Raw genomic sequence first — 13726 nt, forward strand, 5'->3', positions numbered from 1 at the left:
TTTTTCATTTCTTCGAAACGAATTAATTTACACGGCTATTTATTTAGGCCTTATATATGGTTTCATCATTTTTGTTCAATCGGATGGACTGCATTTCTAAATTTAAATTAGGATTCCTAATTGTATTGGGACTTTCAATGGGCTGTAAACATGAAGCGCACGAACCCGTTCGTTCCCAAAAAAAAGTATGGTTTAAAGCGCTGCATCAATCTGGAGATTTGGTGGAATACCGTCATGAATTAACCCTATATACCGACAGTACATTTGTTTATGATTCCAAAGAAAAAGACCATGGACATTCCAAATATGAAAAATTTGAGGGCATAGCTTTTATTCAAAACGACACCCTACATTTCAGTCGGAACGATATGAATGGCGCAGGTAGTAAAGCGGTTTTGAAAAACGGAATGCTGGAGTTTGCCGATGGGACAGATAGCTTTCGATTGGAAGTTGTCGAAAATCATACGCCTTTGAAATCGGTTATTAGTCTCCATAATCACCCCGATTATGCCCTTTTTACGTATTATCCCAGTAAAAAAAGAGACCGCAATACCCCCTATGATTTGAGTCCGGCCGAATTTGAAACAGTACGTGAGCTCATCCATTGTGTTTTTGAAGAGCAAAAAGCGAATCTCAAATTCGATCAAGACTACATCAAGCAATTGATTCCATACCGCAACAAAAAAGGAGAATTGGAAGTTCGAGTCAATATGTTCTGCAAAGACAAACTAGATCCCAACGGATTCAAGTACCGCACCATTCTTATGAATGATGGCGGGAAATGCAATGTCACATTTGTGATCATTTTTAAATCCAATTATTATGTGGATTTTTCGGTAGCCGGTGAGGCTTAAGTGCATTGAAATTACACGTTTAGATTTTCTGTTAAGAACTTTTGAGCCTCTTGTTGACCTTTTTCATCCCAAATAATATGTTCGATATGGTGGGTGATGCCATCTTGCGTGTGTATTATAATGGCATCTTCTTCGATTTCAAAATGAGTAATGCTTCCATGGGGAAGTGTATTTGAAAATTTTTCGCCCAAAATCAATAAACCATCGTTTTCCCAGCGCAATTCTGTTGCCGCTGGTTTTTCAAACGCCTGTGTAATAAAAACAAGACTGAAAAAGACCGTGATGGTTTCAACATGATAGGTGTTCTCAAAAAATAAGCGTCCAAAGCCTGTAAAAAATAACAAAGCCATACCCGCTACCAAACTTAATGATACAACTGAATGATGCGTTTGTCGTTGAATGGGTAACGTATTGGGTTTTGGTTTTTCAGGAAATAAAATGGGGGCCATGAATGCCGCAACACTATACAATAAGCTTAGCACATAACTCACTGTAAACAGCAAAGATATTCCATAATAATAGCCACAAAAAAGAACGATTCCTTGGAGTAAAAAGGCTCCAGTTTTAATATAATACGTGATTGGGTAATGCATGTTTATTAGGTGTTATTTTAAAATTCGCTGCACAAATACACTGTGCAACCAACGGTTAAATTTAAATCCTGTCTCCTGTAAAGTGCCTTTAACTTCAAATCCCATGCGTTGGTGAAAAGCTATACTGCCTTCGTTTTCAGCATCAATGACACCAATTAATGTATGGATGTTTTGTTTTTTGGCCGATGTTATTAATTCGTCTAATAGTAGTTTACCAATACCTTTTCCTTGCCAGTCGGGATGGGCATAGACCGAATGTTCAACCGTAAATTTATAGGCTTCCCGAAACCGAAATTCGCTATAATACCCAAAACCCACCACATGTGACTCACAAACTGCTACAAAAATGGGAAACCCTTTGTCTATTTTATCTTGAAAAATAGCCGCTTGTTGCTCCAAAGAACGCACCGTATAATCATACAAGGCCGTGGAATGGAGAATGTTATGATTGATTATCTCCAAAATAGGAGGTAAGTCCTGTGCTTTATAAGGTCGAATCGAAATTTCCATGTTCAAAAATACAAATAAATCAGGTGTTTTTACGTAGTGTTGTTTTGACCCTAGGTCGTAATTTCGTCCTGTATGAAACCACTAGACACACTGATAGCTTGGATCATGCCAAAGGCGATACTTTGGGTATCAATTTTGTTGGAGGGGCAGTATCTGGGACCGGCTTTACTGACTTTTGGCTTGGTTCTAGTACTCTCTCTAAGTTATTACGCATGGAAAAAATGCGACGGTACACATGCCGAACGTTGCCGAATCTTGGCACGTTTATTTTATGTTCTTATACTGCTTATTATTTTTCATTGGTTTTTTTCGGATATTACCCGCTAAGTAATCCTTATTAATATTTTCAAAAAATAGTTTTCGTTCGAAGTGGGCTTCGTACCTTTGTACTCCATTAGTAATACACATGGTCTATCCTAAAATTCCTTTGGCCCAGTCGGTTATTGAACTTTTCCGACACAAAGGCATTCAACATATCGTGATTTCTCCGGGTTCGCGTAATGCGCCGTTAACCATCGGATTTGCTCAGCATCCCGATTTTCAATGTTACAGCATTGCAGACGAACGCTCTGCGGCTTTTTTCGCCTTGGGACTCGCGCAACAACTGCGTAAACCCGTGGCGGTGGTTTGTACATCCGGTTCGGCAGTATTGAATTATTATCCCGCTGTGGCAGAAGCTTTTTACAGTCAGATTCCATTAATTGTAGTCTCAGCCGACCGACCTTTAGCAAAAATTGATATCGGCGACGGACAAACCATTCGTCAACAAAATGTTTTGGCCAATCATACCGTATTCAATGCCAATTTAACTGAGGATGCTAACGCTGATAACGACTTGTTAATTCACGAAGCTATTGAATCGGCAATTCGTCAAAAAGGTCCGGTGCACATCAACGTACCCTTTGAAGAACCTTTGTATGAAACAGTCAGTGAGTTATCTGTTGAGGTGCAAATCATTTCTTCTACAGTAAAAGATACCGTGGTTAACGAACCTTTTGCGGATTTGGCCCAAATTTGGAATGCCGCTACCAAGAAATTAGTACTTGTTGGCGTAAACGACCCCCATCAACTGGACCAAGAAATCGTGAATCGTTTAGCCCAAGACCCATCGGTGGTGGTGATGATTGAAACTACGTCCAACTTGCACCATCCGGATCTTATTAATACCATCGATACCATCATCACTCCCTTTACGGAAGCCGACTTTAAAGCCTTTCAACCGGATATTTTGATTACGTTTGGCGGCATGATTGTGTCCAAACGCATCAAAGCGTTTTTGCGAAAATACCAACCCCAACACCATTGGCATATTGATCCGCTTCGGGCCTACGATACATTTGGCTGTTTGTCCTATCATGGAAAAGTGCATCCCAATACTTGGTTTCAATCGTTTTTCAATTTTACGACGACAATTGAAAGTTCGTACCGCCAACACGCATTGACGATTCGCGAACACCGTCGTGAAAAGACAACGGCTTATTTAGCATCCATTCCCTTTTGTGATTTTAAAGTGTTTGAAAAGGTATTACCCGCCTTACCCGAACATTCGCAATTGCAAATCAGTAACAGTTCGGCCATTCGCTATGCTCAACTCTTTGATATTGATCCCAGTATCGAAGTGTATTGTAATCGCGGAACCAGCGGTATTGATGGAAGTACATCAACTGCCATTGGTGCAGCTGTCGCAAGCGGGAAACCCACCATTTTAATCACTGGCGATATCAGTTTTTTATACGATAGTAACGCACTTTGGAACGCCTATATTCCTAAAAATTTTAAAATCCTACTTTTGAATAATGGTGGTGGCGGCATCTTTCGTATTTTGCCCGGGCACGAGGAAACACCAGTATTCAATACCTTTTTTGAAACCTCACATTGCTTTACGGCCCAACATTTGGCCGCGATGTTCGGATTCGAATACCATACCGCTTCAAATGAAGAAAGTTTAGAAGCAGCACTAATAACTGTATTCACAAATTCAGCACAACCCCAATTGTTGGAAGTTTTTACACCTACACTCGAAAACGATCATTATTTACTTCAATTTTTTAAATCACTGGTTTAAAAGTAATAACCATACCTCATGAACATCGGAAAGACCAATACCCTAACCATTGCCCGCGAAACCACAGTGGGACTATTTTTAACTGACGGAACTACAGACGTTTTATTGCCGCGAAAATACATGCCCAAAGTGTATGAAGTAGGGGAGGAAATCGACGTGTTTCTCTATCTGGACCACGAAGAACGTCCCGTTGCGACTACCTTGCGGCCGTACGTGCAGTTAAACGAATTTGCCCACTTGAAGGTGAATTACATGAACGAATACGGAGCATTTTTGGATTGGGGATTGGAAAAAGATTTGTTTGTCCCTTTTCGGGAACAAGCCCAACGGATGGAAACCGGGAAACGCTATTTGGTCTATGTCTTTTTAGATGAAAAAACCAACCGACTCGTGGCTTCCAGTCGCATTCACCGCTTTATTCAAGAGGAAAATGTCACGCTCGAACCCGGACAGGAAGTTCAGGTCATGATTACCCATTTCTCAGATGCGGGCGTCAATGTGATTATCGAACATCAATTTCGCGGACTTGCGTTTCAAAATCAAGTGTTTGATGAAACGCTGAAATTTGGAAAAACCTACAAAGCCTATGTGAAACAAGTGCGCCCCGATGGAAAGGTCGACATTTCATTTCAAAAACAAGGCTTGGAACAAATTGATGCCGCAGTGCAGAAAATTTTAGCCGAACTCAATGCCAATCGCGGCTTTTTGGGCTTACACGACAATTCGCATCCCGAAGACATTAAAACAGTCTTGAAGATGAGTAAAAAAACGTTTAAAAAAGCGGTGGGCCAACTCTATAAAGACCGCCGCATCGAAATCCGGGAGAACGGAATTTATTTGAAATAAAGAAGAAATATATGGGGTTCTAATGGAATCCCTTTTTTTATTTCAAGATTTTTTAGTTATTTTATTTTTGATAAAAGGAGCACAAGCTAGTGCCTCGCTCTCATTTCCTCCCGCTATCCGCTTTATCCCTTCACTGCGTTACGGGGATACCGCTCCTATCGGGGCTAAAAAACACGATTTTATTTTCAATCGTATTTTAACTTCATTTTAAACTGAAATAAAAAAAAATAAACTTACATTTGTATATACAAATATTGTAGTATGCAACGCAAGCAATTTATCAAATTAGCCGCAGGAGGAGTTGTTATGTCAGCATTAGGTCCATTATACAGTTGGTCACAAGATTTAAAAGAAAATGGGGTAGTGATGCCTGTATTGTTTATAGGCCACGGTTCGCCCATGAACGGCATAGAAGACAATGATTTTTCAAAAAGTTGGGCCGCCATGGGACAAAGTATACCCAAACCCTCAGCTGTACTCGTGGTATCGGCGCATTGGTTAACCCGCGGCACGCACATTACGGCTATGGAACAACCCAAAACCATACACGACTTTGGTGGCTTTCCCGATGAATTGTTTCGGGTGCAATATCCCGCCCCTGGTTCCCCTGAACTCGCTATAGAAACACAGAAAATAATTACTTCAGTTCCGGTCGAATTGGATCACGAATGGGGTTTAGACCATGGTACTTGGACCGTGGTACGCCATATGTACCCCAAAGCGGATATTCCGGTGTTGCAATTGAGTATCGATTACAGTAAGTCGCCGCAATTCCATTATGATTTAGCCAAAGAATTGAGTGCTTTACGCAAAAAAGGCGTGTTGATTATCGGTAGTGGAAATATGGTACACAATTTAGGAAAAGTCGCTTGGGATAAGTTAAACGAACCCGAATACGGTTACGATTGGGCTTTGGAAATCAACCAAACGTTTAAAGATAAAATTGTAGGGAAAGACCACAAGTCCTTGATTGAGTATCAAAAATTAGGTTCCGCTGCTCTATTGGCCATTCCAACTCCCGATCATTACTATCCCTTATTGTATACCTTGGGTTTGCAAACAGAAAAAGATGCCATTCAATTCTTCAATGATAGAACAGTAGGCGGTTCATTGACGATGACTTCCGTGAAAATTGGCTAATTGTTCGTTTAATTCACCTCGATTTCAGGATTCATTTTCTGTAAAGTAGCGAGAAATTCTTCTGCGTTTTTTGGCGAAATAAAAATATCGTCAAAATGGTTGTATGTGATAATAAATCCTTTCACATCCAAAGCGGGTTTCAACGTAACGGGAACGAAAAGTCCGGAATGCTTGCGAATCTTTTTGATGTGATCAATCGCTATTTTACCACGAATGGGTCCGGAACGATACAACAAAACATTATTACGAAGTACATAGCGCGTATCTAACAAAACCCAAAGTATAAACAACGTTACCAATCCCATAACTATTCCAGCAGGCCAGGTAAGCGTGTTTTCGCGGTAAGCGTTGATAAGTAAAAAGGTCATTCCTACTACCAATCCCCAGAGAATTAGCGTAGTAAAACGGTTTTGAGAAGAGAAATAACGGTTCATGGCAACTAATGTAGGTTAGTAACTAAAATTTGGTGGGTATAAATGTAGACAATTAGTTTGAATGTGCCAATGAAAATTAGCGAACAAAAGGGGCACATTTTTGCAGCTTTTTGAACATATCAAAGTCAAAACAAAAAGAATTTATTGTATTCTAAAGTTAATAAACACTGTATTATTGTGAAAAAATAGGTTCAACATTCTGCAAATATGGCCTAAATTTACACTACTTTAGAATTTATTCTTATCGATTAATAACATACTTATAAACTACTAAAAATGAGCGAGATCAATTGGAAAACCGTTCGTGAATTCGAAGATATCACTTATAAAAAATGCAACGGCGTGGCCCGAATCGCGTTTAATCGCCCCGATGTGCGTAATGCGTTCCGACCCAAAACGACCTCCGAATTGTTGATGGCGTTTCACGATGCCCAAGAAGATACGTCGATAGGCGTGGTGTTGTTGTCTGCGGAAGGTCCGTCTTCCAAAGACGGGGTTTGGTCCTTTTGTTCAGGAGGCGATCAAAAAGCACGCGGACATCAAGGCTATGTAGGCGATGACGGGTACCACAGATTGAATATTTTGGATGTGCAACGCCTTATTCGTTTCATGCCCAAAGCGGTAATTGCCGTTGTTCCTGGATGGGCCGTGGGTGGCGGTCACAGTCTTCATGTTGTTTGTGATTTGACATTAGCCAGTAAAGAACACGCCATTTTTAAACAAACCGATGCCGATGTTACCAGTTTTGACGGCGGTTACGGTTCGGCCTATTTGGCTAAAATGGTCGGACAGAAAAAAGCCCGTGAAATTTTCTTCTTAGGTCGCAATTATTCTGCGCAAGAAGCTTTTGAAATGGGTATGGTGAATGAAGTCGTTCCGCATGACGAATTGGAAAGTACGGCTTACCAGTGGGCACAAGAGATTTTAGCCAAATCACCAACTTCCATCAAAATGTTGAAATTTGCCATGAACCTCACCGATGATGGTATGGTTGGCCAACAAGTATTTGCCGGGGAAGCTACGCGATTGGCATATATGACGGACGAAGCCAAAGAAGGTCGTGATGCCTTCTTGGAAAAACGCAAACCGAATTTTGATAAAAAGTGGTTGCCGTAAGAATGATTAGTGACTAGTAATTAGTGACTAGTGATTAGTGACTAGTGATTCGTTGTCATTCTAAGGATTTTAATAGCAATTAACCCAAAAAGCCAAACATCATCTTTCCCATGGAAAATTTTACCAATAACGAACTCAATATTGTCGACTTACCTCAATTTGAATCGGTTACTTTACACCGTTTGCATTCGAAATACCGACGAGTTTTGGCGGTGAATATTGGCATTGTGCTTTTAATCGAACTCATTATTTTACTCATTCTTACGTTCAAGCCCGAAGAACTGTCTGCTAGGGATATACTCTTCTTTTGGTTAGGCGGAGGATTTATTGGCTTTTGTGTTATATGGCTTACGTTTTTGGGTTTTCGAAAAAAGGGCTACGCCTTTCGGGAACACGATTTGATTTTCCAATACGGGGTGATTGCGACCAACACGAAAATCATTCCCTACAACCGGGTACAACATGTGGCGTTGCATGAAGGTTTGATTTCACGCTACTTAGGATTGGCTCAGGTTGAAATCTACACGGCTGGGGTGCAAGGAGGCGATATTAAGATTCCAGGGTTATTGAAAGACGATGCCGAACGAATCAAACAATTGTTGATGGGTAAAATTCAAAAAGAATTGTAATGGCAGTCAATTTTCACGAACCCCAAAGACAATCCAAAATTGGAGTTCTCGTCCTGTTTTTGGATACCTTGTATAAGATACTCCGCGGATTTGCGCCGCTGCTTTTGGTTGTCTTTATCAATGGGGGAAAAATCAGTATGTTCTTATTATTCATGGGGTTAGTGGGAACCTTATTAATTGTGAGTTGTGTGGCTTATTTGCGGTATACCAACTTTACCTTTCATATCGATCCCAATACCGATGAATTTATTGTATACGACGGCATTTTATCCAAAACAAAAACAGTCGTTCAGTTGCAAAAAATTCAGCAGGTGAATATCACTCAAAATCTTATCCAACGTATTATTCGGGTTTATGGGGTCCAAGTGGATACCGCAGGATCGGATAAACACGAGTCGGAGATCAAAGCGATTTCTCACGAATTGGCCTTGGAACTGAAAGCCAAATTGTTGGATGCACACAAAGTGGGGACCGCATCTTCAACTACAGAAGTAGATGAACAAAATTCAGAAATAAAGTCGTCTACTTTTCTAAAAATCAATTTGATAAGTTTGTTTAAAGTAGGGATTACGTCGAATTATATCAAAAGTGTGGGTTTGATCCTAACCTTCTTTTTTTCTGTTTGGGGGAAATTGCACGAAATTGGAAAAGAAGAATGGTTGGAAGATAAAATCAGTGAACAAGATTGGAGGGTAAATTCCATTGCCTATTCCATTTTATTCGGATTCTTGGTGCTTTTTACGGTGGTTTTTTTAATGAATGTGGTGCGAACAGTCATTCGTTATTTTAACTATACCATGACCGAACAAAAAGGGTCACTACTGATCTCTTTTGGTTTAATCAATACAAAAAATACAATACTCAGACCCTCACGCGTTCAGTTTGTTACCTTTTCTCAAAATTATTTTCAAAAGAAATTGGATGTACTCGAATTGAAAATTAAACAAGCGGTAACCGACGAAAAGAACCATCATAAAGACCGCATTGAAGTACCCGGTTGTAATCAACAAGAAAAGCAAGCGATTTTGAAATTGATCTACGGGAAACAACCTGAACAAGGCTTGCTGCTGAAATCCAATTGGCGCCGGTTGGTTTTTGCCCTATTCTTGACCATCGTTATTCCACTTTGTATTCTTATTCCGATTGTGATTAATTCCCCTGAATTGCAAGTGTCGGAAGTCTATGGTGTCATTATGGGCTATGTTTTGTTAATGGCGACTTATCAATTTTTTGCTTACAAAACCTACCGATTTTTTGTAGGCGAAAACTACATCATGCGTCAAACCGGAGCGTGGGATATCGCGAATGATATTTTGGAAACCGATAAAATTCAAGCCATTACAACCTCACAACTGTTTTGGCACAAATCCCTGAATATAGGCTCGGTAACTTTACACACCGCCGCTGGAAATATCAGTTTTTATTTAGCTAACTTTGAAACACTAAAACACTATGTGAACGGATGGCTTTATCAAGTAGAAAGTCAGGATCACAATTGGATGTAATTTAAAATAAAACACTATGAAACAATGGATTGAAGCCGCTCGCGTACGAACCTTACCACTTTCTGTATCGGGAATTTTGGTGGGAAGTTTTTTTGCTATGTCCCAATCCCATTTTAATTGGAAAATTGTCTTTTTGGCGTTGTCTACGACTATCGGACTCCAAGTGTTGTCCAATTTTGCCAACGATTACGGCGACGGCGTTAAAGGTACAGATAACGACGATCGTGTTGGACCACAACGCGCCATTCAATCGGGTGCCATTACACCAGGTGCTATGCGGTACGCCATTTTTGTAACCGCATTTTTAACGTTGGTATCGGCCATGTTACTCATCTACAAAGCTTTTGGAGTTTCCAATTTTCTGTATTCCATGATTTATTTTGTACTCGGAATACTAGCCATCGCTTCTGCTATACGTTATACCGTGGGTAAAAATCCTTACGGTTATCGCGGATTAGGAGACGTTTTTGTTTTTATTTTCTTTGGATGGGTCAGTACAGTAGGAATTTCTTTTATGATTTTAAAAGAATTAGATCCCGTACTATTTCTTCCTGCAACAGCCATCGGTTTTTTAAGTGTAGCCGTGCTGAATTTAAACAATATGCGGGACGAAGAATCGGATAGAAAAGTGGGGAAAAATACGTTGATTGTTAAAAATGGCGGTGCTTGGGGTAAAAAGTACCATTATTTCTTAATTGTAACGGCCATGGTGTTGTTTCTTGTTTTTGCTTACATTTTTGACATGAATTACGATTCCAACCCCGATCATTTCAATATTGATAATTACTTTTATATGGTGTTTTATTTGCCTTTAATCTTGCATTTAAAACGAGTAAATGCCAATACAGAACCCCGATTATTGGATCCGGAATTGAAAAAAGTAGCCTTGAGTACGTTTTTCATTTCGTTGGTAATGGCGTTGCAATTGATTTTCTTCTTTTCAGATGAAACGCTTTATCTTTTGAGTTCATTATTTTCAAATTAAACGAAACACTCTAAACGCAATTATATGAAAATTACATTTTACGGACATGCTTGTCTATCCCTAGAAACAGGAGGAAAAACCATTTTAGTTGATCCTTTTATTTCTGGGAATCCTAATGCCGCTCATTTGGATATCAATTCCTTTAAAGCGGATTATATTTTGCTAACGCATGCCCATCAGGATCATATTTTGGATGCTGAAGCGATTGCTAAAAATACAGGCGCTACCATCGTTTCCAATTATGAAATTGCATCCCATTACGGTGCAAAAGGAATTGCTTATCATCCTATGAATCATGGAGGAAGCTGGAAGTTTGATTTCGGTACGGTGAAATATGTAAATGCGCTGCACACCAGTTCCTTTCCTGACGGTAGTTATGGGGGTCAACCCGGCGGATTTGTGATTGAAGCCGATAAAAATGTGTACATCGCTGGCGACACGGCGCTGACTATGGATATGAAACTCATCCCGATGCGAACAACACTTGATTTAGCCATTTTACCCATTGGAAGTAACTTTACCATGGATGTTGAAGATGCCGTAATTGCCGCCGATTTTCTAGCATGTAACCGCGTTTTAGGTTACCACTACGATACCTTTGGATACATTGAAATAGACCATGCCGCAGCAAAAAATACATTTGCCAAAGCAGGAAAAGAGCTACTGTTATTAGATATTGCTCAAAGTATAGACGTTTAATGGCCTAATTATTGCCCGTTTAAAGTCCCATTCAAAGGGACTTTTTTATGAAATTAACAATGAAAAAAAATGCTTATTTGTGGCTAGCCGCTTTATTGGTAACGCCACTTCTTGCCCAAACTAAGAAATCCGGGTATTGGGATACCATGCGCACTACAACGGAAACGATTGAATTGCGTGCGGGTGAAAAAAAAGTAATCAAAACCAATGCTTTACCCGAAGGGACAACCGAATTGGTGTACCGCATCACGTTGTTGGACGACAATCAAAAATTGTCTGGTAGTTTGGTTTCTGTATTAAAAGCCATTCCTGATCCCACGGGAATTTCGCAAGGCGCAGCAGGTGCCGTGTTTTTGGCGTCTACAATCAGTGGGGATGATAAAGCTACATTTGCCATATTTTCTTCAGAAAGTGAGGCAAATTCATATTTAACGACAGGTAAAACAACAGCTGCTTGTTATGTGCAAAATACGCCCGTCAATAAAGAAGCCCGATTGTTAGCTTCGGATCATTTGTGTGTGAAAAACCCGCAGTCGGCCTTGTGGTTCGGATTCCAAAGTGACAATTGGTTGATGAAACAGAAGATTGTCGTGGAAGTGGTGCCGTGGGTAGATAGTCAAGCGAGTACAGGATGGACTGATGTAGCCCGTAAAGAAATTGTAGAATTGGGCAAAAAGCGAGGTGTATATGCTTTGTTAGCCAAAAAAGAAGCTTACCTTGTTGCTTTGACGAAGAATTTGATGGGTGCAACTACCTATTCTAATTTCAAGAAAATTAGTGAATTAGAACGTAATCAATTGGTTGAAACGGCTGAAAAAGCAGCTTTGAAAGAAACAGGGGAAAGCAATTTAAGAAGTCAGTTTATTGCCAAAAAAGCCATGACCGATTTCCAAAAAGGGAAAACCGAATTGGGCATGGGCGCTTTACAAGCCGAAATCAATGCAGGTGCTACCGATGCTGTTTTGTTTGCTTCGCTCATTCATTGTTTTCTTCAAACCCGTCAGTTTTCCAAAGCGGAAATCTGCTTAAAGGATGCCTTAAAATTCAATCCAGAAGATCTTCAACTTAAACTAGAAGAAGCACACGTTTATTTATTCACCGATAAAGTGAGTGAGGCAAAAGCATTATATAAAAAATACAACGATCAAAACTTACCCGGCGGAAAATCGTGGAAAGCACAAGTTTTAGCTGACTTACAACTTTTTGAAAAGTCGGGTTTACCCAATGGGGATTTTAAAAAAATAAGACGCATACTTGAATAATGGAAGCCAATTTTGTTCGATACCTGATGAATTTTTACAATACCGTGGGAACTTCCCGGGGTACGATGGAAGTGCGTGAAACCTGGTTTTTATTTATCAAAGATAACGGCCGTTTGGGTATGGGGGAATGTGGGATGTTAAAGGGCTTGAGTTGTGACGATCTTCCTGATTTTGAAGAAAAGTTGCAATGGGTTTGTGATCATATTCATTTAGGCGAAACCCAATTGTATCAAGCCATGCGTGAATATCCAGCCATTCAATTCGGAATTGAACAGGCTTTTCTTTCGTTTCACAGTCCGCACCCGGGCTTATTATTCCCATCTGAATTTACAACAGGAAAAAAATCCATTCCCATCAATGGATTATTATGGATGGGAAAACCCACCGAAATCCGACAACAATTTGAAGTTAAAGTCGGACATTTTCCCTGTGTAAAAATGAAAGTTGGCGCCTTGAATTTTCAAACTGAATTGGATTTGCTGTCGGAATTCCGTGCACAATATCCGCCGGACCAACTGGAAATTCGTTTGGATGCGAACGGTGCTTTTACACCAGAAAATGTAGAAGAACGGTTGGCGCAATTGACCGAATTTTCGATTCATAGTATCGAACAGCCGATTCGACCCAAGCAAATTGATTTAATGCGTGATTTGTGTCAAACGAGTCCGATTCCCATTGCTTTGGATGAAGAATTGATTGGTGTTTTTGATCGGGAAGACAAAGTAAAATTGCTGGATACCATCCAACCCCAATACATCATCTTAAAACCCAGTTTTGTTGGCGGTTTTCGAGGTAGCCAAGAATGGATTGATCTAGCCAACGAACGCAATATTGGCTGGTGGATTACTTCGGCTCTAGAAAGCAATGTGGGCTTGAATGCGATTGCGCAGTATACCTTTACATTAGGAAGTTCGATGCCCCAAGGATTAGGAACGGGCAGTCTTTATCGTAATAATTTTCAATCGCCTTTAACGATAAAAGAAGGGCATCTTTGGCACCAAGATTTAGAACAGTGGGACACCTTTGTTTGGAATGAAAAAAGTAACTAATGTTACGCTATTCACTAGGGTATTTCGTACCTTTGATAG

At 40.1% G+C, this 13726-nt stretch carries 15 protein-coding genes; 12 read left to right on the top strand and 3 right to left on the bottom strand.

Annotated elements, in window-relative coordinates:
• Window positions 1-83 precede the first annotated feature (83 nt).
• Window positions 84-854, top strand: coding sequence for a hypothetical protein (locus tag OLM45_RS08420; protein WP_264509549.1), 771 nt, complete (start codon window positions 84-86; stop codon window positions 852-854).
• 11 nt (window positions 855-865) lie between these two features.
• On the opposite strand, the gene OLM45_RS08425 is transcribed toward OLM45_RS08420, so the two are convergent.
• Both OLM45_RS08425 and OLM45_RS08430 read right to left on the bottom strand, forming a co-directional pair.
• Entirely contained in the window at window positions 866-1447 is a 582-nt protein-coding gene (locus OLM45_RS08425; protein ID WP_264509550.1) for a hypothetical protein, read from the bottom strand.
• Between the two features lie 12 nt (window positions 1448-1459).
• Window positions 1460-1957: a GNAT family N-acetyltransferase gene (locus OLM45_RS08430; RefSeq protein WP_264509551.1), complete on the bottom strand. Its 498-nt coding sequence runs from the start codon at window positions 1955-1957 to the stop codon at window positions 1460-1462.
• Window positions 1958-2363: 406 nt separating this feature from the next.
• Here OLM45_RS08430 and menD point away from each other — a divergent pair, with 406 nt between their 5' ends.
• Genes menD through ygiD form a run of 4 tightly spaced genes read left to right on the top strand, consistent with a single transcriptional unit; the run spans window position 2364 to window position 6008 of the window.
• On the top strand, window positions 2364-4022 hold the full coding sequence (gene menD / locus OLM45_RS08435) for a 2-succinyl-5-enolpyruvyl-6-hydroxy-3-cyclohexene-1-carboxylic-acid synthase (RefSeq protein WP_264509552.1): 1659 nt from the start codon (window positions 2364-2366) through the stop codon (window positions 4020-4022).
• An 18-nt stretch (window positions 4023-4040) separates the two neighbouring features.
• The gene (locus OLM45_RS08440; RefSeq protein ID WP_264509553.1) at window positions 4041-4868 is read left to right on the top strand and encodes a S1 RNA-binding domain-containing protein; all 828 of its coding nucleotides are present in this window, start codon (window positions 4041-4043) and stop codon (window positions 4866-4868) included.
• A gap of 22 nt (window positions 4869-4890) precedes the next feature.
• Window positions 4891-5079: a hypothetical protein gene (locus tag OLM45_RS08445; protein WP_264509554.1), complete on the top strand. Its 189-nt coding sequence runs from the start codon at window positions 4891-4893 to the stop codon at window positions 5077-5079.
• A gap of 50 nt (window positions 5080-5129) precedes the next feature.
• On the top strand, window positions 5130-6008 hold the full coding sequence (gene ygiD, locus OLM45_RS08450) for a 4,5-DOPA dioxygenase extradiol (protein ID WP_413614181.1): 879 nt from the start codon (window positions 5130-5132) through the stop codon (window positions 6006-6008).
• A gap of 8 nt (window positions 6009-6016) precedes the next feature.
• Here ygiD and OLM45_RS08455 read toward each other — a convergent pair whose 3' ends face one another.
• The gene (locus tag OLM45_RS08455; RefSeq protein WP_264509555.1) at window positions 6017-6442 is read right to left on the bottom strand and encodes a PH domain-containing protein; all 426 of its coding nucleotides are present in this window, start codon (window positions 6440-6442) and stop codon (window positions 6017-6019) included.
• A gap of 276 nt (window positions 6443-6718) precedes the next feature.
• On the opposite strand from OLM45_RS08455, the gene OLM45_RS08460 reads away from it, so the two are divergent.
• The 7 genes from OLM45_RS08460 to OLM45_RS08490 all read left to right on the top strand — a co-directional run bounded on the left by OLM45_RS08460 (window position 6719) and on the right by OLM45_RS08490 (window position 13687).
• Complete coding sequence (locus OLM45_RS08460) at window positions 6719-7558, top strand: 1,4-dihydroxy-2-naphthoyl-CoA synthase (RefSeq protein ID WP_129462252.1); 840 nt, start codon at window positions 6719-6721, stop codon at window positions 7556-7558.
• 110 nt (window positions 7559-7668) lie between these two features.
• Window positions 7669-8187, top strand: a complete 519-nt coding sequence (locus OLM45_RS08465; protein WP_264509556.1) for a PH domain-containing protein — start codon at window positions 7669-7671, stop codon at window positions 8185-8187.
• A complete protein-coding gene (locus OLM45_RS08470) occupies window positions 8187-9692 on the top strand; it encodes a PH domain-containing protein (protein ID WP_264509557.1) in 1506 nt (501 codons plus the stop codon). The genes OLM45_RS08465 and OLM45_RS08470 overlap by 1 nt, the downstream gene beginning before the upstream one ends.
• Window positions 9693-9708: 16 nt before the next feature.
• Window positions 9709-10677, top strand: a complete 969-nt coding sequence (gene menA / locus OLM45_RS08475; RefSeq protein WP_264509558.1) for a 1,4-dihydroxy-2-naphthoate octaprenyltransferase — start codon at window positions 9709-9711, stop codon at window positions 10675-10677.
• 24 nt (window positions 10678-10701) lie between these two features.
• The gene (locus tag OLM45_RS08480) at window positions 10702-11376 is read left to right on the top strand and encodes a metal-dependent hydrolase (protein ID WP_264509559.1); all 675 of its coding nucleotides are present in this window, start codon (window positions 10702-10704) and stop codon (window positions 11374-11376) included.
• Between the two features lie 59 nt (window positions 11377-11435).
• Window positions 11436-12638, top strand: coding sequence for a tetratricopeptide repeat protein (locus OLM45_RS08485; protein WP_264509560.1), 1203 nt, complete (start codon window positions 11436-11438; stop codon window positions 12636-12638).
• Window positions 12638-13687, top strand: coding sequence for an o-succinylbenzoate synthase (locus OLM45_RS08490; RefSeq protein WP_264509561.1), 1050 nt, complete (start codon window positions 12638-12640; stop codon window positions 13685-13687). Before OLM45_RS08485 ends, OLM45_RS08490 begins: the two co-directional genes overlap by 1 nt.
• Window positions 13688-13726 lie beyond the last annotated feature (39 nt).

The sequence above is a fragment of the Flavobacterium sp. N1719 genome (assembly GCF_025947045.1).
In the GTDB taxonomy this organism is placed as follows: domain Bacteria; phylum Bacteroidota; class Bacteroidia; order Flavobacteriales; family Flavobacteriaceae; genus Flavobacterium; species Flavobacterium stagni.

Bases quoted from the DNA above. Each gene is read 5' to 3' on its own strand.
- menA (WP_264509558.1), top strand. From the start codon at position 9,709: ATGAAACAATGGATTGAAGCCGCTCGCGTACGAACCTTACCACTTTCT.
- OLM45_RS08455 (WP_264509555.1), bottom strand. From the start codon at position 6,442: ATGAACCGTTATTTCTCTTCTCAAAACCGTTTTACTACGCTAATTCTC.
- ygiD (WP_413614181.1), top strand. From the start codon at position 5,130: ATGCAACGCAAGCAATTTATCAAATTAGCCGCAGGAGGAGTTGTTATG.
- OLM45_RS08470 (WP_264509557.1), top strand. From the start codon at position 8,187: ATGGCAGTCAATTTTCACGAACCCCAAAGACAATCCAAAATTGGAGTT.
- menD (WP_264509552.1), top strand. From the start codon at position 2,364: ATGGTCTATCCTAAAATTCCTTTGGCCCAGTCGGTTATTGAACTTTTC.
- OLM45_RS08490 (WP_264509561.1), top strand. From the start codon at position 12,638: ATGGAAGCCAATTTTGTTCGATACCTGATGAATTTTTACAATACCGTG.
- OLM45_RS08465 (WP_264509556.1), top strand. From the start codon at position 7,669: ATGGAAAATTTTACCAATAACGAACTCAATATTGTCGACTTACCTCAA.
- OLM45_RS08430 (WP_264509551.1), bottom strand. From the start codon at position 1,957: ATGGAAATTTCGATTCGACCTTATAAAGCACAGGACTTACCTCCTATT.
- OLM45_RS08485 (WP_264509560.1), top strand. From the start codon at position 11,436: ATGAAAAAAAATGCTTATTTGTGGCTAGCCGCTTTATTGGTAACGCCA.
- OLM45_RS08460 (WP_129462252.1), top strand. From the start codon at position 6,719: ATGAGCGAGATCAATTGGAAAACCGTTCGTGAATTCGAAGATATCACT.
- OLM45_RS08480 (WP_264509559.1), top strand. From the start codon at position 10,702: ATGAAAATTACATTTTACGGACATGCTTGTCTATCCCTAGAAACAGGA.
- OLM45_RS08440 (WP_264509553.1), top strand. From the start codon at position 4,041: ATGAACATCGGAAAGACCAATACCCTAACCATTGCCCGCGAAACCACA.
- OLM45_RS08420 (WP_264509549.1), top strand. From the start codon at position 84: ATGGACTGCATTTCTAAATTTAAATTAGGATTCCTAATTGTATTGGGA.
- OLM45_RS08445 (WP_264509554.1), top strand. From the start codon at position 4,891: ATGGAATCCCTTTTTTTATTTCAAGATTTTTTAGTTATTTTATTTTTG.
- OLM45_RS08425 (WP_264509550.1), bottom strand. From the start codon at position 1,447: ATGCATTACCCAATCACGTATTATATTAAAACTGGAGCCTTTTTACTC.